This is a genomic window from Shewanella sp. WE21, assembly GCF_002966515.1.
Lineage (GTDB): Bacteria > Pseudomonadota > Gammaproteobacteria > Enterobacterales > Shewanellaceae > Shewanella > Shewanella oncorhynchi.
This window is the reverse complement of the sequence record NZ_CP023019.1, coordinates 3,376,036-3,395,290: the sequence shown is the minus strand read 5'-3', so window position 1 is coordinate 3,395,290 and position 19,255 is coordinate 3,376,036. Positions and strand designations below refer to the sequence as shown.

The 19,255-nt window shown below is 43.7% G+C and carries 22 protein-coding genes; 12 read left to right on the top strand and 10 right to left on the bottom strand.

Annotated elements, in window-relative coordinates; all coding sequences use genetic code 11:
• Positions 1-214 precede the first annotated feature (214 nt).
• Complete coding sequence (locus tag CKQ84_RS14985) at positions 215-775, bottom strand: DUF4136 domain-containing protein (protein WP_028761276.1); 561 nt, start codon at positions 773-775, stop codon at positions 215-217.
• A 180-nt stretch (positions 776-955) separates the two neighbouring features.
• Here CKQ84_RS14985 and CKQ84_RS14980 point away from each other — a divergent pair, with 180 nt between their 5' ends.
• The 4 genes from CKQ84_RS14980 to ruvX all read left to right on the top strand — a co-directional run bounded on the left by CKQ84_RS14980 (position 956) and on the right by ruvX (position 2,865).
• Positions 956-1,273 (top strand): hypothetical protein, encoded by a 318-nt coding sequence (locus tag CKQ84_RS14980; RefSeq protein WP_105253083.1) that lies wholly within the window; start codon positions 956-958, stop codon positions 1,271-1,273.
• 177 nt (positions 1,274-1,450) lie between these two features.
• Entirely contained in the window at positions 1,451-1,780 is a 330-nt protein-coding gene (gene yciH, locus CKQ84_RS14975) for a stress response translation initiation inhibitor YciH (protein WP_037392612.1), read from the top strand.
• Between the two features lie 66 nt (positions 1,781-1,846).
• A complete protein-coding gene (locus CKQ84_RS14970) occupies positions 1,847-2,410 on the top strand; it encodes a YqgE/AlgH family protein (RefSeq protein ID WP_105251877.1) in 564 nt (187 codons plus the stop codon).
• A 29-nt stretch (positions 2,411-2,439) separates the two neighbouring features.
• Entirely contained in the window at positions 2,440-2,865 is a 426-nt protein-coding gene (ruvX, locus tag CKQ84_RS14965) for a Holliday junction resolvase RuvX (protein ID WP_006082513.1), read from the top strand.
• An 87-nt stretch (positions 2,866-2,952) separates the two neighbouring features.
• Here the strand turns inward: ruvX and hemH are convergent, their stop codons facing one another.
• From hemH to CKQ84_RS14945, 4 genes are all read right to left on the bottom strand, one after another.
• Positions 2,953-3,966 carry a ferrochelatase gene (gene hemH / locus CKQ84_RS14960; RefSeq protein WP_028761280.1) on the bottom strand — a complete coding sequence of 338 codons (1,014 nt, stop codon included), beginning with the start codon at positions 3,964-3,966 and terminating at the stop codon, positions 2,953-2,955.
• 32 nt (positions 3,967-3,998) lie between these two features.
• On the bottom strand, positions 3,999-4,538 hold the full coding sequence (locus tag CKQ84_RS14955; RefSeq protein WP_105251876.1) for a glutathione peroxidase: 540 nt from the start codon (positions 4,536-4,538) through the stop codon (positions 3,999-4,001).
• Between the two features lie 186 nt (positions 4,539-4,724).
• Complete coding sequence (locus CKQ84_RS14950; RefSeq protein ID WP_028761282.1) at positions 4,725-5,837, bottom strand: PilT/PilU family type 4a pilus ATPase; 1,113 nt, start codon at positions 5,835-5,837, stop codon at positions 4,725-4,727.
• 9 nt (positions 5,838-5,846) lie between these two features.
• On the bottom strand, positions 5,847-6,884 hold the full coding sequence (locus CKQ84_RS14945) for a type IV pilus twitching motility protein PilT (protein WP_006082517.1): 1,038 nt from the start codon (positions 6,882-6,884) through the stop codon (positions 5,847-5,849).
• 35 nt (positions 6,885-6,919) lie between these two features.
• Between CKQ84_RS14945 and CKQ84_RS14940 the strand changes: the two genes are divergently transcribed.
• The 8 genes from CKQ84_RS14940 to CKQ84_RS14905 all read left to right on the top strand — a co-directional run bounded on the left by CKQ84_RS14940 (position 6,920) and on the right by CKQ84_RS14905 (position 14,032).
• Complete coding sequence (locus tag CKQ84_RS14940) at positions 6,920-7,618, top strand: YggS family pyridoxal phosphate-dependent enzyme (protein ID WP_105253082.1); 699 nt, start codon at positions 6,920-6,922, stop codon at positions 7,616-7,618.
• Positions 7,619-7,834: 216 nt separating this feature from the next.
• The gene (gene proC, locus CKQ84_RS14935) at positions 7,835-8,653 is read left to right on the top strand and encodes a pyrroline-5-carboxylate reductase (protein ID WP_105251875.1); all 819 of its coding nucleotides are present in this window, start codon (positions 7,835-7,837) and stop codon (positions 8,651-8,653) included.
• A gap of 46 nt (positions 8,654-8,699) precedes the next feature.
• Positions 8,700-9,248 carry a YggT family protein gene (locus tag CKQ84_RS14930; RefSeq protein WP_105251874.1) on the top strand — a complete coding sequence of 183 codons (549 nt, stop codon included), beginning with the start codon at positions 8,700-8,702 and terminating at the stop codon, positions 9,246-9,248.
• Complete coding sequence (gene yggU / locus CKQ84_RS14925) at positions 9,248-9,553, top strand: DUF167 family protein YggU (protein ID WP_105251873.1); 306 nt, start codon at positions 9,248-9,250, stop codon at positions 9,551-9,553. The genes CKQ84_RS14930 and yggU overlap by 1 nt, the downstream gene beginning before the upstream one ends.
• Positions 9,554-9,688: 135 nt before the next feature.
• Positions 9,689-10,123 (top strand): DUF4426 domain-containing protein, encoded by a 435-nt coding sequence (locus CKQ84_RS14920; protein WP_105251872.1) that lies wholly within the window; start codon positions 9,689-9,691, stop codon positions 10,121-10,123.
• 122 nt (positions 10,124-10,245) lie between these two features.
• Positions 10,246-10,863 carry an RdgB/HAM1 family non-canonical purine NTP pyrophosphatase gene (rdgB, locus tag CKQ84_RS14915; RefSeq protein ID WP_105251871.1) on the top strand — a complete coding sequence of 206 codons (618 nt, stop codon included), beginning with the start codon at positions 10,246-10,248 and terminating at the stop codon, positions 10,861-10,863.
• Positions 10,863-12,029, top strand: coding sequence for a radical SAM family heme chaperone HemW (gene hemW, locus CKQ84_RS14910; protein WP_105251870.1), 1,167 nt, complete (start codon positions 10,863-10,865; stop codon positions 12,027-12,029). The genes rdgB and hemW overlap by 1 nt, the downstream gene beginning before the upstream one ends.
• Before the next feature lie 152 nt (positions 12,030-12,181).
• Complete coding sequence (locus CKQ84_RS14905; RefSeq protein WP_105251869.1) at positions 12,182-14,032, top strand: DUF885 family protein; 1,851 nt, start codon at positions 12,182-12,184, stop codon at positions 14,030-14,032.
• Between the two features lie 664 nt (positions 14,033-14,696).
• Here the strand turns inward: CKQ84_RS14905 and CKQ84_RS14900 are convergent.
• The 5 genes from CKQ84_RS14900 to trmB all read right to left on the bottom strand — a co-directional run bounded on the left by CKQ84_RS14900 (position 14,697) and on the right by trmB (position 19,101).
• A complete protein-coding gene (locus CKQ84_RS14900; protein WP_006082526.1) occupies positions 14,697-15,638 on the bottom strand; it encodes a LysR family transcriptional regulator in 942 nt (313 codons plus the stop codon).
• A 452-nt stretch (positions 15,639-16,090) separates the two neighbouring features.
• The gene (locus tag CKQ84_RS14895) at positions 16,091-16,912 is read right to left on the bottom strand and encodes a YggN family protein (protein WP_105251868.1); all 822 of its coding nucleotides are present in this window, start codon (positions 16,910-16,912) and stop codon (positions 16,091-16,093) included.
• 183 nt (positions 16,913-17,095) lie between these two features.
• Positions 17,096-18,010 carry a glutaminase B gene (gene glsB, locus CKQ84_RS14890; protein ID WP_105251867.1) on the bottom strand — a complete coding sequence of 305 codons (915 nt, stop codon included), beginning with the start codon at positions 18,008-18,010 and terminating at the stop codon, positions 17,096-17,098.
• Entirely contained in the window at positions 18,010-18,336 is a 327-nt protein-coding gene (locus CKQ84_RS14885) for a YggL family protein (protein ID WP_028761293.1), read from the bottom strand. The genes glsB and CKQ84_RS14885 overlap by 1 nt, the downstream gene beginning before the upstream one ends.
• A gap of 48 nt (positions 18,337-18,384) precedes the next feature.
• A complete protein-coding gene (gene trmB / locus CKQ84_RS14880; protein WP_105251866.1) occupies positions 18,385-19,101 on the bottom strand; it encodes a tRNA (guanosine(46)-N7)-methyltransferase TrmB in 717 nt (238 codons plus the stop codon).
• Positions 19,102-19,255: the final 154 nt, after the last annotated feature.

Sequence of the window (19,255 nt, the reverse complement as noted above, 5' to 3'; positions counted from 1 at the left end):
TATAGGATAAATATCATACAAAATAGTCAGTTATAAAAATGTTACTTTCACATTGTCATCTATGAAAATAGAATTTTTAATAAGTATTAATAACGTAAATCCAATCAGATGATAAATAACTGCAGATCATCTAATACCGTAGACAAATGCATAAAAATCAACCACAAAAAAGCGGCCCTTAGGCCACTTAATGTTCATTCAAACTGAATCAGAACTACTTAGTGTCAGGCTTAGGTGGATAATTTGCCATTACACTGCCCACTGCTTGATTGATGATCTGTACTCTTTCTTCTGGGGTATTTTTGTCGCGAATGGTATCGGCAACAGAACCACGCCAGATCAGTTTAGTGGTTTTATTATCAACCAAATCAATAATCAGGGTGCCAACTTCATATTCTCTTACTGTGGTTTGGGTCTGCATATTGCCGCCCCAACCCCATCCTGGACCATAGTATGGGTTGTAGCCAAAATTACTATTGAAGGTATCAACATTAATCTTCTTATCAACTTTGGTCAGATAATTAACAAGTACATCAGCATCTTTTGCATCAACTAATGTCATCCCCTTACTCGCTAACTGGCTATTCACCGCTTCTCTGACCCGTTGGTCCATCAAGCCATCTAGATGATATCCAGCAGAATCCGTTTTCTGAGCAACCCAAGCATAGGTTTTATATTGGGTAAAATTGGCGCTAGGATCAAAATCCCAACCTGACTTCATCGAACTACAGGCACTGAGTGCCAACACAGCTAATGCTACAAAAATATTTTTCATCTTAATTTCCTCAGATGTTCGACCCGAACAAAGACAAGTATCAGAGATATGAATTTAGCTTACAGAGCAATAGCCTAATCTACAACTCAATTGATTAAAAAGCAGCATCTCATTCAGCTTGACTTCAGCAAAGCCAAAGATGATAATGATTATCAATTGAGATTTAAAGGGGGTGTTGAAATGTACTGGTTTATTAGCGCGTTTATGGTTGCATCTGCCATTTTTTTCCTTGCACCAGAAAAAATTTCTCTCGAGGCGAATAACGCCAAAATTAAACGTCATTTGCCTACCAGTTTACTGATATTACCCCTCCTAGTCCTTGGCTGGTTGGTTATTGATACCATTGCTAATGGCACTAACTATGCCACAGTCGCCGCATTTGGTTTTGTTACAACAGCCTGCTTAATTGCATTACCTAAGTTACATAAATTTATTATGCCCAGTGCATTACTCACCGCTGTGGCGCTGATAGCCATGGTATTCATGCGAATGAATTAATCCTGAGCTTTAAGCTTACTTTTCAAAAATATGCTTACTTCCCTGCAAAGAGTTAGCATTTTGTTCAGACCACTTAAGGATAATCCTCAAGTGGTCTTTTTTTACCTCCCAGAACCCCTGCAAATTTGATAAACTGAACGGGTATAAGTCATCTTTTAACACCAATGAATGAAATCTATGAAAGCAGATCCTAATGTATCCTTAGTGTACAGCACCGACAAAGGCCGTATTAATGCAGAGCCCGTCACTAAAGCGATTCCTGAATCCGACGGTATAGTCAGGATCCATAGAGACAGTAAGGGCCGCAAAGGCAAAGGCGTTTCGATTATCTCAGGCCTAGGTCTCGATGAAACCGCGTTAAAAGCAATGGCTCAAACCCTTAAAAAACAATGTGGTTGTGGTGGCACGGTTAAAGATTTCACTATTGAGGTCCAAACCGATAACCGCGAGCAATTAAAGCTATTGCTTGAGAAGCAGAACTACAAAGTTAAATTAGCTGGCGGTTAATCTCGCCCGACTTAGCAATATAGCAGCAAGCTAGATCAACTTAGCCACATCAAACGGAGTAGTTTAATGGAGAGTTTGCAGAACCATTTCTTAATTGCGATGCCCTCACTACACGGTACGTTTTTTGAACGCTCAGTCATTTATATCTGTGAACATGATGCCAAAGGCGCCATGGGGCTGGTGATCAATAAACCGCTCGGTATCGAAGTTAATTCGCTATTAGAACAAATGGATTTGCCGGCAGAGCAAGTCTCCGCGGATTTAGTGCTCAATGCCAATGTCATGATGGGCGGCCCCGTTTCCCAAGATCGTGGCTTTGTGCTGCATACCTCTCAGCCCTATTGGGCCAATAGCACAGATCTGGGTTGTGGTTTAATGCTAACCACTTCACGTGATGTGTTAACCGCGATTGGAAGCAACAGATCGCCCGAGAAGTTTCTCGTCGCATTAGGTTATGCTGGATGGAGTAAAGATCAGCTCGAACAAGAGCTTGCCGATAATTCTTGGCTCACAATTCCAGCAACGAATGCGCTCTTGTTTAACATTAAACACGAAGACCGTTGGCCACAGGCCAGCCGTGCTCTCGGATTTGATGCTTGGCAAGTTTCAGCTCAAGCGGGTCACGCTTAAGTCTATTTATTAATATAAGTCAGCACACTATGAATTCGAAAACCGTATTAGGCTTTGATTTTGGCACTAAGAGCATTGGTGTCGCTATAGGCCAAGAAATCACCGCTAGCGCCACGCCATTGTTGTCAATTAAAGCCGTCGATGGTATCCCAAATTGGGATCAGATAGGCGACTTAATCAAAGAGTGGCAACCTGACTTAGTCGTCGTTGGTCTGCCCTTAAACATGGATGGTACAGAGCAAGATATGACCCACAGGGCGCGTAAATTTGCGAACCGCATCAATGCTAAGTTCAAAGTCAAAATAGCCACTCAAGATGAGCGATTAACTACCACTGATGCTAAGGCCAGATTATTCGAATTGGGCGGGTTTAAGGCGCTGACCAAAGGTCAAGTCGATGCGGTGTCAGCCGTCCTTATCATCGAAAGCTACTTCGAAAATAACTTCAGCAAGTAATGCCACAACAAATAAAACTACAATAAAAATAAAAGGATAAGTTGCCTTATCCTTTTAGTTTGATGTTTAACCCGATAAATTACCAGATCAAAAATGTGGCTTCACTAAGTTTGCCATCATAGTAATGTGTGCATCATCATCGTTTAGTGCAGCAATGTAGCGGAACTTCTCACCGCCCGCCTCGGCAAACAGATGACCATTCTCACCAACAATTTCTTCCAGCGTTTCTAAACAATCGGCGCTAAAAGCCGGGCAGACTATAGCGATATCACGCACGCCTTGTTGCGGCAACGCTTTCAAAGTCGCATCGGTATAGGGTTGTAGCCATTTAGCTTTACCAAAACGCGATTGGAAAGTCATGACAAACTCATCTTTACCTAACCCAAGCTTTTCGGTAACCAGTCGAGTCGTTTTCATGCAGAAGCAGTAATACGGATCGCCTAAATGCAAATTACGCTCAGGCATACCATGGTAAGACAACACCAATTTTTGCGGTTTACCATGGGCTTCAAAATCAGCCGTGATCGAACTGGCTAACGCGTTAATAAAGTCAGCATTGTCATGATAAGTATTAATAAAATGCAGTGCTGGAATATAGCGCCACTTGGACAACTCAGCGGCAATAGCATCAAATGCAGAACCCGTGGTTGGCGCCGCATATTGGGGATACAGAGGTAACACCACGATTTTATCTATGCCATTTTGATGCATATTCTGCAAGGTGCTAGCAACCGACGGACAGCCATAACGCATTGCTAAATGCACAGAAACATCATGGTTATCAGCTTTAAGCTTATCCGCTAACTTTGCCGTTTGACGCAAACTAATGTCCATTAACGGTGAACCTGCCGCAGTCCATACCTTTTGGTATAACGCTGCCGATTTTGCTGGCCGTACCCGCAAAATGATCCCGTGTAAAATCAACATCCACACTAGCTTAGGGATCTCGACGACTCGGGGATCCGCTAAAAACTCTGCAAGATAACGTCTAACAGCAGATGCTGTGGGTTCATCTGGAGTACCTAAATTCAACAACAACACGCCTACTTTGCCGCGCTGCCCGTGTCCAACTTCTTTGGATAAGCCTGAAAATTTAGCCAAAACAGCCTCTTAATTAATAAATATTCGTAAAATTAAAGTACAGATTCTATCGCTTGCTTAAGCTCTTCACTATCTGGCTTCACTTTAGAATTGAACTGTTGCACAACTGCACCATCACCGCTGACGACATACTTATAAAAATTCCACTTAGGCGCACCGGTTTTTTCAGCTAAGTATTTGAAGACACTATTAGCGTCACTACCACGTACTGGCGATGTCGACAGCATAGTAAAGGTGACACCGTAATTGATGTAACACACTTTAGCCGTATCTTTCTCATCATTTTCTTCTTGGAAAAAATCATCCGATGGGAAACCAATGACCACTAAGCCTTTATCTTTGTAGTTTTCATGCAATGTTTCGAGCGCTTTAAACTGCGGGGTGTAACCACAGTTACTGGCCGTGTTAACAATCAACACTGGTTTTCCCTGAGTTAATTCACACAGATTAACCGTCTCTTCAGAATGTAATTTTCGTACTTCAAGGTTCAGATACTCGGGACAAGTGGCTGCAATCGCGCCAACACTCGTCAAGCTCGCTGTCATAGCGAATATCATAGGTAATTTTTTCATTGCTTTCTCCTTTACCAGTACATTACGTAAACGCACTAGGTAAAGATCATATTGAATTAAAAAATAAAAGCTATGGATAATGGCAACATAGCGATGAAGTAGAACCGATTGAGCTGAACGAAAATCTAATACACAAACAAAAAGCAGCCCATAAAGAGCTGCCGAACCCAGAACCGGACTATCGCGCTAGTCCATGTCTAAGGTGACACCTTCCATAAAACCTGAGCCCGTGGATTCTTTATTCTGCAATTTAATCATCAAACGTAAATCGTTTGGTGAATCAGCATGGTGCAGCGCATCGGCGTAACTAATCTCGCCATCGACATAAAGTTTCAGCAAGGCCTGATCGAACGTCTGCATACCCTGCTCGTTGGATTTTGCCATGGTTTCTTTGAGTAAATGCAGCTCGTTCTTCGCAATTAAACTCGCCACCCTTGGGGTGTTAATCAATACTTCAATCGCAGCGCGACGCCCTGTGCCATCAACTTTAGGTATCAATTGCTGTGCCACAATACCGCGTAAATTCAATGATAAATCGAACAATAACTGTTGGTGTTTACTCTCAGGCACGAGATGCATAATCCGGTCTAACGCTTGGTTGGCGTTGTTGGCATGCAAGGTTGCCATACAAAGGTGACCCGTTTCTGCAAATGACAGCGCAAACTCCATCGTCTCTTGGGTACGGATTTCACCAATCAAGATCACATCGGGAGCTTGGCGAAGGGAGCTTTTTAGCGCCGCATCGAAAGATTCAGTATCTATGCCCACTTCACGCTGGGTGATAATGCTTTTTCTGTGGTCATGAACGAATTCAACCGGATCTTCAATAGTCAAAATATGCCCACGAGCATGACCATTGCGATAACCCACCAAGGCCGCCAAAGACGTTGACTTACCCGTTCCCGTTCCGCCCACCATAATGATGAGACCACGTTTGCTCATCACCAGATCTTTTAGAATAGGCGGCAATTTTAAATCATCGACATCCGGGATTTTAGTCTCAATACGGCGCATCACGCAGCCAGGCGATTCACGCTGCCAAAAAGCGCTCACCCGAAAACGACCTAAATCCTTTGCCGCAAAAGCGAAGTTACACTCACGAGTGGAATGAAACTCTTGCTTCTGAGCCTCAGTCATTAACGACTCAACAAAATCCAGGGATTGTGCTGGTGTAAACGCACTTTCTGCCAATGGACGCAATTCACCGTCAATCTTGGCACTCGGCGGAAAACCCGCTGTGATGAACAAGTCGGAGGCTTTGCGTTCCACTATCACTTTTAAAAACGGACGAACATCCATCATAAATCCTTAAAATGTCGCTTGTTTATTCGAACTTTTCGCCATTGCATCTTCACGAGTGATAAGACCACGATTGACTAAGTTCTGTAAACATTGCTCTAAGGTCTGCATTCCATGGGCCATACCTGTTTGAATTGCCGAATACATCTGCGCCACTTTGTCTTCACGAATTAAGTTGCGGATAGCGGGCGTGCCCATCATGATTTCATGGGCGGCGACACGGCCTCCTCCCACCTTTTTAATCAGGGTTTGCGAAATAACCGCTTGCAGCGATTCAGACAACATAGTGCGCACCATGTCTTTTTCACCGGCGGGGAATACGTCGACCACACGGTCAATCGTTTTCGCGGCAGAGGTGGTATGTAAGGTACCAAACACTAAGTGGCCCGTTTCTGCGGCGGTCATCGCCAAACGAATGGTCTCAAGGTCACGCATCTCACCGACTAAAATCACGTCTGGGTCTTCACGCAGTGCGCTTCTAAGCGCCGCATTAAAGCTGTGGGTATGGCGGTGAACTTCACGTTGGTTAATCAAACATTGCTTATTTTGGTGAACGAATTCGATAGGATCTTCAATGGTTAAGATATGATCATGTCGATTTTCATTCACGTAATCCACCATGGCGGCAAGTGTGGTACTCTTACCCGACCCCGTAGGTCCAGTCACTAGCACCAATCCGCGAGGGAAACTGGCAATTTTTTTAAAAATTTCCGGCGCACCCAATTGCTCAAGTGACAAAATGTCACTTGGAATGGTACGAAACACAGCCGCTGCACCACGGGATTGATTGAATGCGTTAACACGAAAGCGTGCAAGATTAGGGACTTCGAACGAGAAATCGATTTCTAAATGTTCTTCGTAGTCCTTGCGCTGCTTATCATTCATTATGTCGTACACTAAACTGTGTACACCTTGATGATCGAGCGCGGGCAGGTTAATTTTTCTCACTTCACCGTCAACACGGATCATGGGAGATATCCCTGCAGAAAGGTGTAGATCCGAGGCTTTGTGTTTTACACTAAATGCCAATAACTCAGTGATTTCCATCGTTTGGGATATCCTTGCAACTAGATAATTACATCATGACAACAATAGCAGACAGACTCGCAATCGCCCAGCGCAGGATCACACAAGCAGCGCAAAAATGTGCCCGCCACCCCAGCAGTATTCGCTTACTTGCCGTCAGCAAGACTAAACCTATTGAAGACATTATAGCAGCCTACCAAGCGGGTCAGCGTTGCTTTGGCGAAAACTATGTCCAAGAAGGCGCTGAAAAAATTACTGCGCTCAAGGGGGATTTCCCGGACATAGAATGGCATTTTATCGGCCCACTCCAATCCAATAAAACCAGCATAGTCGCCCAGCATTTCGATTGGATGCATACCCTCTCACGCGACAAAATTGCCCTACGTCTCAATGAGCAACGTCCGGCCGAATTGGCGCCATTAAACGTCTGTATTCAAATTAATATCAGTGCTGAAGACACAAAATCTGGCATAGATGCGGCTCAAATGCTGCCACTGGCAGAACTGATAGCTCAGCAACCTAACTTAGCACTGAGGGGCCTAATGGCAATTCCAACGGCAACCGCGGATACAGAGTTGCAGCTTAAAGAGTTTTCCATGTTAAACAATCTATTTCAAGAACTTAAAACGCATTATCCCGCTGTAGACACGCTTTCAATGGGGATGAGTAATGACCTAGATACAGCGATTAGCTGCGGTTCAACTATGGTGCGTATTGGCAGTGCCATTTTTGGTGAGCGCAATTACGCTGCGTAAAATCCACGTTAGGCATTTAGTTAGAGGTCAATTTAACCTTGTTTTTAGCACTTTATGCCCAAATACTGTATTTAAGAACACCGAACATTAACGATTTAAGAGCAATTAGCGAGAGTCGATAATCAGGCTCAATCATTCAAATGACTAACCGTTTTATCATCTTAATTTAAGGTGAAGATGTTACAAGTTAACGGTTAACACACTGAAGAGAATCAAATGGATCAACAGAAAATCTGCTTTATCGGTGCCGGCAATATGACGCGCAGCATCATCAGTGGCTTAGTCAATAACGGCTATCCAGCTCAACTCATCCAAGCGACTAATCCCAGCCAAGGTAAACTCGATGCACTAAAAGCCGATTTTGGGATTTTGGTTTCTCAAGATAATTTAGCCGCGGCGCAAGCTGCCGATGTCATAGTACTTTCGGTAAAACCACAGTTGATGCAACAAGTTTGTGAAGCATTACAGACAGTCGAGCTGTCGAATAAGTTAGTCATCACTATCGCAGCGGGCATTAAGGCAAAGCGATATACCGACTATCTGGCACAAGACATCAAGCTTATCCGCGCTATGCCAAATACGCCGATGCAAATTAGTGTGGGTATGACTGGCCTCTATGCGCCTCAAAGCATTACTACCGAGCAGAAAGCCATTTGCGATCGTTTGATGTCAAGCGGCGGCGAAATAGTATGGGTAAATGAAGAGTCAGATTTAGATCAAGTGATTGCACTATCGGGCAGTTCACCGGCTTATTTCTTTTTGCTAATGGAGTCTATGATAGATGCAGGCAAAGAAATGGGAATGGATGAAACAAAAGCCAGAAGTTTAGTGCAGCAAGCTGCGCTTGGCGCTGCTATGATGGCAAAGCAAAACCCACAACTGACCTTAGGTAATTTAAGGGAGAATGTTACTTCAAAGGGCGGCACCACCGCACAAGCGCTGGCGACATTTGAAGCTGCGGATATGCGCGGCTTAGTAAAAAAAGCCATGGAAAACTGTATTAATCGTGCAGAAGAAATGGCTAAAACATTTTGATCCACTAACACGTTTTTATATCGAACTTTAATAGGTAGAAATCTCGATGAATGCATTTACCTTTTTAATCACCACTCTATTCGATCTCTATTTGATGGTGGTGATTTTGCGGATTTGGTTACAACTGGCAAGGGCTGATTTTTACAATCCTTTTAGCCAATTTATTGTTAAAGCAACTCACCCGCTCATCGCACCAATGCGCCGTATTTTGCCTTCCTTAGGGCGATTTGATACCGCATCTTTCGTCCTCGCATTATTGGTTGTGATAGCCAAGCTGCTACTAATTAGCCTCATTGCGGGCGGTGGCATAGACATACTGTTATTTTTGCTGTTTGCCGTTGTATCTGTGGTCAAAAAAGCAGGGGTACTGCTATTTTGGATGCTATTAATACGCGCAATCTTAAGCTGGTTTAACCAAGGCTATAATCCAATTGTAATGATCATGGGTCAGTTAACTGAACCCGTATTAGCACCAATACGTCGTATCATACCGCCAATTGGTGGTTTAGATTTATCCGTAATGCTGGTCATTATTGGTATGAATTTCCTCAATATGTTACTTGCTCAATATATCCCTTATTGGGCTGTGATCTAATGAGTGCAGTGACTTTGCAGCAAGGTGACTTGCTGCTTAATCTCTACATTCAGCCTAAGGCTAGCCGAGATCAAATTGTAGGATTGCACGGTGATGAGCTAAAAGTAGCCATCACTGCGCCGCCTATTGATGGCAAAGCGAATGCCCATTTAAGCAAGTACTTAGCAAAAGCTTTTAAAGTGCCAAAGAGCGACATTCACATAATAAAAGGTGAACTTGGCCGACATAAACAAATCCGCATTATTGACCCTAAGATCATCCCAAGTGTCATTACTGAACTGATGGGGCAAGATAGTAAAAAGTAATTCAGTTGAAAGATTAATCAGTTAAAGAATCGTACAACTGAAAACGAATTAATCCTTTGAAAGCGATTAATTTATTGAAAAAAATAGTCACAGCGGCCCTATAATCCAACATTCCCTAATATGAGGTATCCCATCATGTTCCGTAATCTTCTCGCTGTATTAGCCCTCACGGCCAGCCTTTGCGGTGTTGCAAATGCTGAGCAAAAAGAAACTGTCGGCAATTTTGATATTCATTACATGGCACTTGGCAGTACATTTTTAACGCCTAGCATAGCCAAATCCTATGGCATTAAGCGCAGTAACTACACTGGCATTATCAATATTGCCGTATTAGATATTAGCGAAGCGAATAAGCCCGCAGTACCCGTTGAAATTACTGGAGTTGCTAATAATTTGTTAGATGCGCGAATCAATCTAACGTTTAAAGAGATCCGCGAAGGTGATGCGATTTATTACATTGCCGAAGTGCCCTACCGCGATGATCAGGAAATCAACTTCAATATCGCAATTAAATATGGCAATCAACTGAACACGAACTTACAGTTCAAGCAAAAATTCTACGTTGAATAAACCTATTTTATACCTTTGTTGGCGTTGCTTTCCTGTAGCGCCAACCCCTTTCCCTGTCCTTTACTATTGAGCTTGGGTATCATAGTGCCAACGCACGTCGCCCCATTTATGATAGGTATTCCATGCAACAAATCGTCCTCGCCAGCGGTAATAAAGGCAAACTCGCCGAATTCGATCAAATGCTCGCAAGCTACGGTGTCACTGTACTGCCGCAGAGCCAGTTTAATGTCAGCGAAGTAGCAGAAACGGGTACCACTTTTGTAGAGAATGCCATTATCAAAGCAAGGCATGCCGCCGAAATCACCGGACTTGCGGCCATTGCCGATGATTCGGGTTTAGAAGTGGATATACTCCAAGGCGCTCCAGGCATTTATTCAGCACGTTACGCGGGCGAAAATGCCAAAGATCAAGACAACGTATTGAAACTACTTGAGACGTTAAAAGACCAGCCAGCACCTCGCGGGGCAAGATTCCAATGCGTACTGGTATATATGCGCCATGCGAAAGACCCTACCCCGATTATTTGCCAAGCCTCATGGGAAGGCCAAATCGACTTTAGCCAACGCGGCGCTAATGGCCATGGTTACGATCCGATTTTTATCCCTGAAAATTATCAATGTAGCGCGGCAGAGCTGAGCAGCAACGAGAAAAATGCCTTAAGTCATCGTGGTAAAGCTCTAGTGCAACTCATCGCTGCCATGCAAGCCCAAGGCGTATTAACAGGCGGGAATGCACAATAATGTCGTCAACTGCCGTGACTACTACGATGAAGCTCGAACTGCCACCACTCAGTCTGTATGTCCATATTCCCTGGTGCGTACAAAAGTGTCCCTATTGTGACTTTAATTCCCATAGCCAAAATGGCGAACTGCCACAAGAGGCTTATGTTGATGCGCTATTGGAAGACTTACGCCAAGATTTACATCTCGTCCAAGGGCGGCAGATCCATACCATCTTTATCGGTGGCGGCACGCCATCCTTATTCGATGCTTTGCAAATCAAACGCATACTCGATGGTGCCAATGCGCTAATCCCCTTTAGTAACAATATCGAAATCACTATGGAAGCCAATCCTGGTACTTTAGAGCACGATGACTTTAGTGCCTATCGTGCAGCGGGCGTCACTCGTTTATCTATCGGGGTGCAGAGCTTTTCTAAGGATAAACTCAACTTACTCGGACGTATTCACGATCAAAACGAGGCACAAGTCGCCGCTCAAAAAGCCAGCCAAGCGGGATACTTGAGTTTTAACCTCGATTTAATGCATGGATTACCCAACCAAAGTTTTGCTGAAGCTATGGCCGATATCGACACGGCAGCGGCGCTTAACCCGCCACACCTATCTTGGTATCAGTTAACAATTGAGCCCAACACCCTATTCCACTCAAAACCGCCGCAGCTGCCCGATGACGAAGCGCTCTGGCATATCTATGAGCAAGGTCAACAAAAGCTGGCCGCATTAGGGTATGAGCAATACGAAATATCTGCCTACGCAAAACCTGGTTACCAATGTAGGCACAATCTCAACTACTGGCAGTTTGGTGATTATCTAGGCATAGGCTGTGGCGCCCACGGCAAAGTGACGTTGCCAGAAGAAAACCGCATCATACGCACGGTAAAAATTAAACATCCAAAGGGATATCTGAGTGCACACAACTACACCTTCGAATCGATTGAAGTTGCAGAGGAAGACCGCGCGCTCGAATATTTAATGAATCGCCTGCGTCTGATGACACCTATTCCTAAGCAAGAATTTGAACTGCGCACAGGACAACACAGAGACACATTGACCGAAGGAATGGAAAAAGCCAAACAACGCGGTTTACTCACAGAATCCGCTGAACATTGGCAATTAACCAGTAAAGGTCATATGTTTGTTAATGATTTACTGACACAATTCTGCTAAGCCTGCCGTTAAAATAGCTCTATAAATAATGTGTTAGCTTTCAATAGTGCAGTTTAAGACTATTACAGCTAACACATTTTCTAACACTAATATCCATACATTCTTGTTCCGCTTCTTTAGTATTGATGCAAATCAATCTAGGAAGCCTGATCATGCCAATAAAAACTAAAATCAGCTTAGTCGCACTGACCCTTTCAGCTCTGCTGACCATTCCCGCATATGCAGCATCAACTTCGCCAGCCTTAAACAGTGCAAGCGAACCTGTGAATGCAGTAGCGCAAACCGAGTCAGAAAAAGCCAATGCTCTGTTCGAAACCATCTTCATGGAAAACATTATGGCGAGTCCCATTTCGCAGACCTATATGGGGATCAAGCAAGACTATGATAAATGGGATGAACTGGGTGATGCCGCCGATGATAAAACCTTAGATCGCACAAAAAAACAACTGGCGCAAGTCAATCAGATTGATGCGGCCAAACTCGATCCACAAACAAACCTTAGCCTCACGTTACTGAAGCAAAATCTGCAAAATGACATCGAAGATGACCAATGGCGCTATCATAATTATCCTGTGAATCAGATGTATGGCGGCCACTCTATGATCGCCTCCTTCTTAATTAACCAACATCAAATCACAGATGTCAGCGATGCTAAGGCCTATATCAGCCGCTTGAATGGCGTGCCCAAACGCTTAAGTCAATTACAGACAGTATTAGACGTTCGCGCAGATAAAGGCATTATCGCGCCTAAGTTTGTATTCGCTTATGTGATTTCAGACAGCCAAAACATTATCAAAGGTGCGCCTTTTGATAAGGGCGACGATAGTGCGCTACTCGCAGATTTTCGCCGTAAAGTGAACGCATTAACGATTCAAGAGACAGAGAAGCAAGCACTGCTTAAACAGGCTGAGCAAGCACTCGTTACTCAAGTTGAACCCGCCTATAACAAGCTCATCAGTTACGTCAAAACCTTAGCAGCCAAAGCTGATGACCGCGATGGTGCGTGGAAACTCCCTAACGGCCCCGCCTATTACAATAATGCCTTGGCACGAACGACCACGACAAACATGAGCGCCGATCAAATCCATGACTTAGGTCATTCTGAGGTGGAACGTATTCACAATGACATGCGTGCCATCATGAAGAAGGTCAATTTTAAAGGCGATTTGCAGCAATTCTTTAGCTTTATGCGTGATGATCCCCAGTTCTACTACCCCAATACCGCCGAAGGCAAAGCCGCCTATTTAGCTGAGGCGACTAAGTTCATCGACAATATGAAGTCGCGCTTGGATGAAGTGTTCAAAGTAAAACCTAAGGCCGCCATGGTAGTGAAGCAGGTTGAAGCCTTTAGGGAAAAATCCGCGGGTAAAGCCTTCTATGAACAACCGGCACCGGATGGTTCGCGTCCAGGTAGCTACTATGCAAACCTATATGACATGAAAGCCATGCCAAAATACCAAATGGAGGCGCTGGCCTACCACGAAGGTATTCCGGGTCACCATATGCAGATAGCCATTTCCCAAGAACTGCAAAATATTCCTAAGTTCCGTAAGTTTGGGGGCTATACCGCGTATATTGAGGGCTGGGGTTTATATAGCGAATCTTTCCCAAAAGAAATGGGACTCTACGCCGATCCTTACTCTGACTTTGGTCGCCTAGCAATGGAGTTGTGGCGTGCCTGTCGCTTAGTCGTTGATACTGGTATCCACGCTAAAAAGTGGACCCGCGAGCAAAGCATTGCCTATTACGTGGACAATACGCCAAATGCTAAATCAGATGCGGTGAAAATGGTTGAACGCCATATCGTTATGCCATCGCAAGCGACAGCTTATAAAGTAGGTATGATTAAACTACTAGAGCTAAGACATAAAGCAGAGCAACAGCTTGGCAGTCAATTTGATATCCGCGACTTCCATACGCTAGTACTTGCTAACGGCGCATTACCACTGGATGTGTTAGAACAACAAGTCGATCTCTGGATAGCCAGTAAGAAGCAGGCCTAATGTTTTAATGCCCTAATGCTGAGCCGTGAAGCACTGTTAACTTGCTTCACGACTAAAGCGACATAGGTGAAAGTCTTAAGCTGCAGCCAATAAAAAAGCCACTCGAAAGTGGCTTTTTTATTGGTACCATTATCCCGTTAGATAACAGAACCCTTCTCACTGTGGGTCACTATATTTGTTGCATTAATATATGCTTTAGCACTCGCCTTCACATCATTTAACACACAGTTGCGACTTTAGGGTACAGGGAGACAAAACTTGTGCTCAAGGCTACAAACCATCAATAAAAAAATTACCTCAGCGATAAGGCTGAGGTAAACCAAAAACTAGGATGATGGTTTAAAGAGCCAACATTGTTTTAGTTCTCAAACTTCTGTTGGCTGTGATCCAAAACTGCATTAATGCCGACCTGTATACAAAAATTGAAAGGGGTCATTTCCAATAAACGTATAGGACTCAGATCATTCCGAATCAACTGTTACCATTGTATTCAATTAAGAACAGAGTTCAAGGATGTTATAAAAAAGTGCTTTAGAACACCCTAAAAAACCATCAACAAATGTACTCATCAACTCAATCTAAAGTATTGATTTTAAATAACCATAAAAGTGCGTGCTCAATTTAAAACCACATAAGACTGCTTTTGAGAACAATGTTTCCTATTTTACTGACGTTTACTGAATAATTCGACATAGGGAGCATCCCAATACGGTGGCGTTCCTATGTGATCTTTGATGAATTCGATAAAAGAACTAACCTTAGGTGCTAAGTGCTTACGACGGGGATAAACTGCCTGCAATGGCAGATGGTGGGTCAATTGCCAATCCTTCAGTAAAGGCACTAATGTCCCTTTGGCAATTTCATCTTCCATCAGATAACTCGCAAGATACACAACCCCAAGACCACTGATTGCAGCAGATTTTAATGCTGGCGCGTTATCTACCCTGAAATTGCCCGATACGCCAATTTCACAGTAATCATCACCCTTCTTAAATTGCCACATGCTGTGCTCGTGCCACTCGCCTTGATAGACCAAACAATTGTGGTCAACTAACTGCTCAGGTCGAGTTGGCTCGCCATGTTGAGCAATATAGCCAGGAGAAGCAACTAACAGGAATTGGCACTTCATCAGAGGTCTAGCAACCATGCCAAGCGGTAATTGCTCCGACATAGTTAACAGTAAATCTAAGCCTTCACTCACTACATCTACTTTATGGTCCAGTAAACTCACTTGTAGCTCAAGCTCAGGATGTTTTGCCATAAAGGATGGCAGCGCAGGAATGATATGCATCACCCCAAAGGATTGGGAAATCCCCACCTTGAGCACACCGCGGGTCGCATCATTTAAGTTATGTACGCTGGCTATCGCTTGTTCAGCGTCACGCAGCAGTTCTTCACCTTGCAGATACAGCAAATGCCCTGCTTCAGTCAGACTTAAGCTGCGGGTGGTACGTTGGATTAATTGAACACCAAGTCTATGTTCAAGATCGGCGACTTGTGTACTAACCTTAGACTTAGAGATCCCAAGCCTTCTTGCGGCGGCACTAAAACTACCTGCTCTGGCCACATGAGTAAAAATCGCAATAGGTTCTAACAGTTCTAACATGGAAGTCGCCTTAAGCTGTTTACGACAATGATATTAACTTTCGGTGAGCAGCTATGGTTAGCGTAATCATCGCTTAAAAATAACCATAGCATTGATATCTCGCATCAAAATGATATAACGCAGAGATTTAGACCGAAAAAGTCCACTAAAGTAGGGGGTTATATCTGACTGATATGCCAGCTTTTAATTATATTTTAAGAGTATACCAAATATTCGTCTCTAGACTGTAACATTCCGAACTAAATCGCTGCAAGCCTAGCCTATAAGCCACATCAACTTAGCCATAAGGGTTGTAGCCACGATTAAACAGTAGCCAATAAAAAAGCCCCTAGTCGATTAATTGACTAGAGGCGTAGCATTCAAGTTTGACTCATGCACAAGGAGATAGAAGTTATTGCAGTTAAAAATAAGGGCGATTCGTAAGAGATATTTACAAGAACTATTTGCAAGAACTATTCACGCAGTTCCTTGGTTGAGTTTTGTGTCAACACATAAGGTTCTAGTTCTGGCACTTCTTGGCGCAATTGATTTTCAAGCACTAACAAATTTTCAAATCGGTCGCACAAACGGTCAGCCTTAGTTTCTAATCCCTTAGATTGGCTCTCAATTTGTTGCTCAATATCTTTGCCTAAATTGTCCATTTTTTTGGAGAAGGTATCCATCTTGGCTTCAAAATTTTCACCGCCACCAGACATGATTTGGCCACCTAAGTTCATCATAATTGCGCCAATTGAATTCTGGACAATTTGTTCCATTTCCTGCTCGAATTCATCGTTAAATGTACTTTGCATCGAGTCTTCAGTCGCCCCTAAATAGAAGCTATCACCATTCTTATAAGCCACTGAATCAACCCGTTTTTGAACGCCAGCCATCATTTCATCAAATTTTGCACCAGCGGCATCACCCATTAAAGGTGTTAAGGCCATACCAACCGCTTTGGAAGCAAGAGATACTGCCTCATTCACCAGTTCAATCACTTCTGGCACTTGAGTCGAAACTTCATCGGCATATTGAGTAACCAATTTTTTCTGCTTGTCGGTTAAGTTAACTTGCTTACCTTCCACAAATAACTTGTCAACTTCGATGCGATACTTTTCTGTGCCCTTCTCGCTCATGACTAATTTTTTAGGCTCAACCATAACGTCATAATTTAAGGAAACTTCACAGCGTTCATCTATTTTTGGCTCTGTTTGTGCTTGCGCCAGCTGCACACTAGATGTTCCTAAAATCACGCCAGATAATGCAAATCCAGTTAATAACTTATTTAATTTCATTTTTGTTCGTCCTTTAATCTGAATAATTCGATAAACCTAAACTACTGAATAGCTTATAGCAGGAGACGTGCCAACTTTATAACAATATGATTATGTTGGATTTTGAAAGTTAGCACTAAAAGGTCATTAGCGAAATTCGCTAACATTTAGTCTGATAGTGCTAATAAAAAACGAGAGATAAGACTAGAAAATAGAACGACCGAGACGCTGACTTAGATACTCAAGCATCGCAGTGCCCGCAAGTGAGTTGCCATTATTATCGAGTTCTGGCGACCATACACAAATCGACAGTTCTCCAGGGATCACGGCAATAATACCGCCGCCGACGCCACTTTTACCTGGCATACCAACACGATAAGCAAACTCACCCGCACCATCATATAAGCCCGAGGTTGCCAACAGAGCGTTAAGTTGCCGAGTTTGCACTTGAGAAATAAGCTCAGTCCCTGTGATACTTTTGCCGCGATTAGCCAAGTACAACATGGCCTTAGACAAGTCAGCACAATTCATCTTTAAGGCGCAGTAATGAAAATACGTGCGCAGCACAGTATCGACATCGCCTTGAAAATTACCAAAGGACTTCATCAAATAAGCAATCGCCGCATTGCGCGCACTGTGCTGATATTCTGAGTCGGCCACTTGTTTGTCGAAACTAACCTTATCGTTTTGGCTTAGTTGCCTAACTAACTCGAGCATTCTGTGTTTAGGTGCACCTAAACGACTCTGCAATAAGTCAGCAATCACTAACGCGCCAGCATTGATAAATGGGTTGCGCGGCTTGCCACGTTCTAACTCGACTTGTACTAAAGAGTTGAATGAATGGCCCGAAGGTTCTTTGCCAACTCGGCTCCAGATTTCGGCTTCTTCATATAAAGTTAACGCTAAGGTTAAGCTGAAAACTTTAGAGATACTTTGAATCGAAAACGGCTCAAGGTAATCGCCCGCACCTAAGGTTTCGCCATCAACGGTTGTGACGGCAATGCCTAATTTGCCAGCATCAACGCTGGCCAGTGCGGGGATATAATTTGCAACCTTTCCTTGGCCGAGCAAGGGTCGAACTTTCTCGACCACTTCCTCAAGTAATGCCAACTCGGGCATTAACCCCACCAAATGTCGTACAGTTCGCTAACTTCAACCTGAGACACTTTTTGGGTTGCCCAGAATGCCTTAACTGCAGCAATATCTTCTTCGGTACATTTCCCAATCGTTTGAGTGGCGATAATGCCTTCCCATTCGATGTGGCCGCCGCCATGGAAACCTAATTTACGGGTTTCGATCACTTCATCGATGAATTTATCTACAGTTGCATCGATATCGGCTTCAGATACTGATGCATCAAAAGTCCAAGCCATATCGAAACCTAACTCTTGGAATTCATCAACGCGCATTTTCTTACGTAAACGACGGCTACGATTAGTTGCCATAGTGATTTTCCCTTTTGTGTTTAAAATTAGCTAAAATTGAGTTCGTGATTAAGCGATACGCTCAAACATCAGATCCCATACACCGTGACCCAGTCTATGGCCGCGGGCTTCAAACTTTGTCAATGGACGATGATCAGGACGCGGCACAACACTGCCGTCGGCCGACTGGTTTTGATAACCCGGTGCGGCTTGCATCACCTCTAACATATGCTCGCTGTACTCTTCCCAGTCAGTGGCCATATGGAACACACCGCCAATTTTTAGCTTGCGACGAATAAGTTCGGCAAATTCAGCTTGTACGATGCGGCGTTTATGGTGACGTTTTTTATGCCAAGGATCTGGGAAGAACAATTGCACTCGGGCTAATGAACCGTCAGCAATCGCATGTTCTAATACTTCCATGGCATCGTGATGATACACACGTAAATTAGTCACACCAGCAATGGCGGCATCACTGAGGCAAGAGCCTACACCCGGTTTATGTACTTCAATACCAATGAAATTTTGCTCTGGTGCATCTTTAGCCATTTGTACTAAAGAGGCGCCCATGCCAAAGCCAATTTCCAGCACAGTATCAGCTTCACGACCAAAAACGTCGCTTAGTACCAATGGCACTGGGCTGTAATCTAAACCCATTGTTGGCCACTGGCTTTCAATAGCGTGTGCTTGGCCTTTGGTTAAGCGACCTTCTCTCAGGACAAAGCTTCTGATCTTGCGCAGATACTTGCCTTCTTCATTAAATTCAGCGGTAGTGACTTCGCTCATTTTTGCCTCGTCTAGTGGACAACACCATCATAAAAGAAGGGCATTATCCAAAGTTCAACATACAGTGCAAGCACTAATGGGGCGAAAGTATACCAAGATTATTTAAGAGTGCGAATTTAGCAGCGATTTTTAGCTTTAGATCCCTTGCCAACTT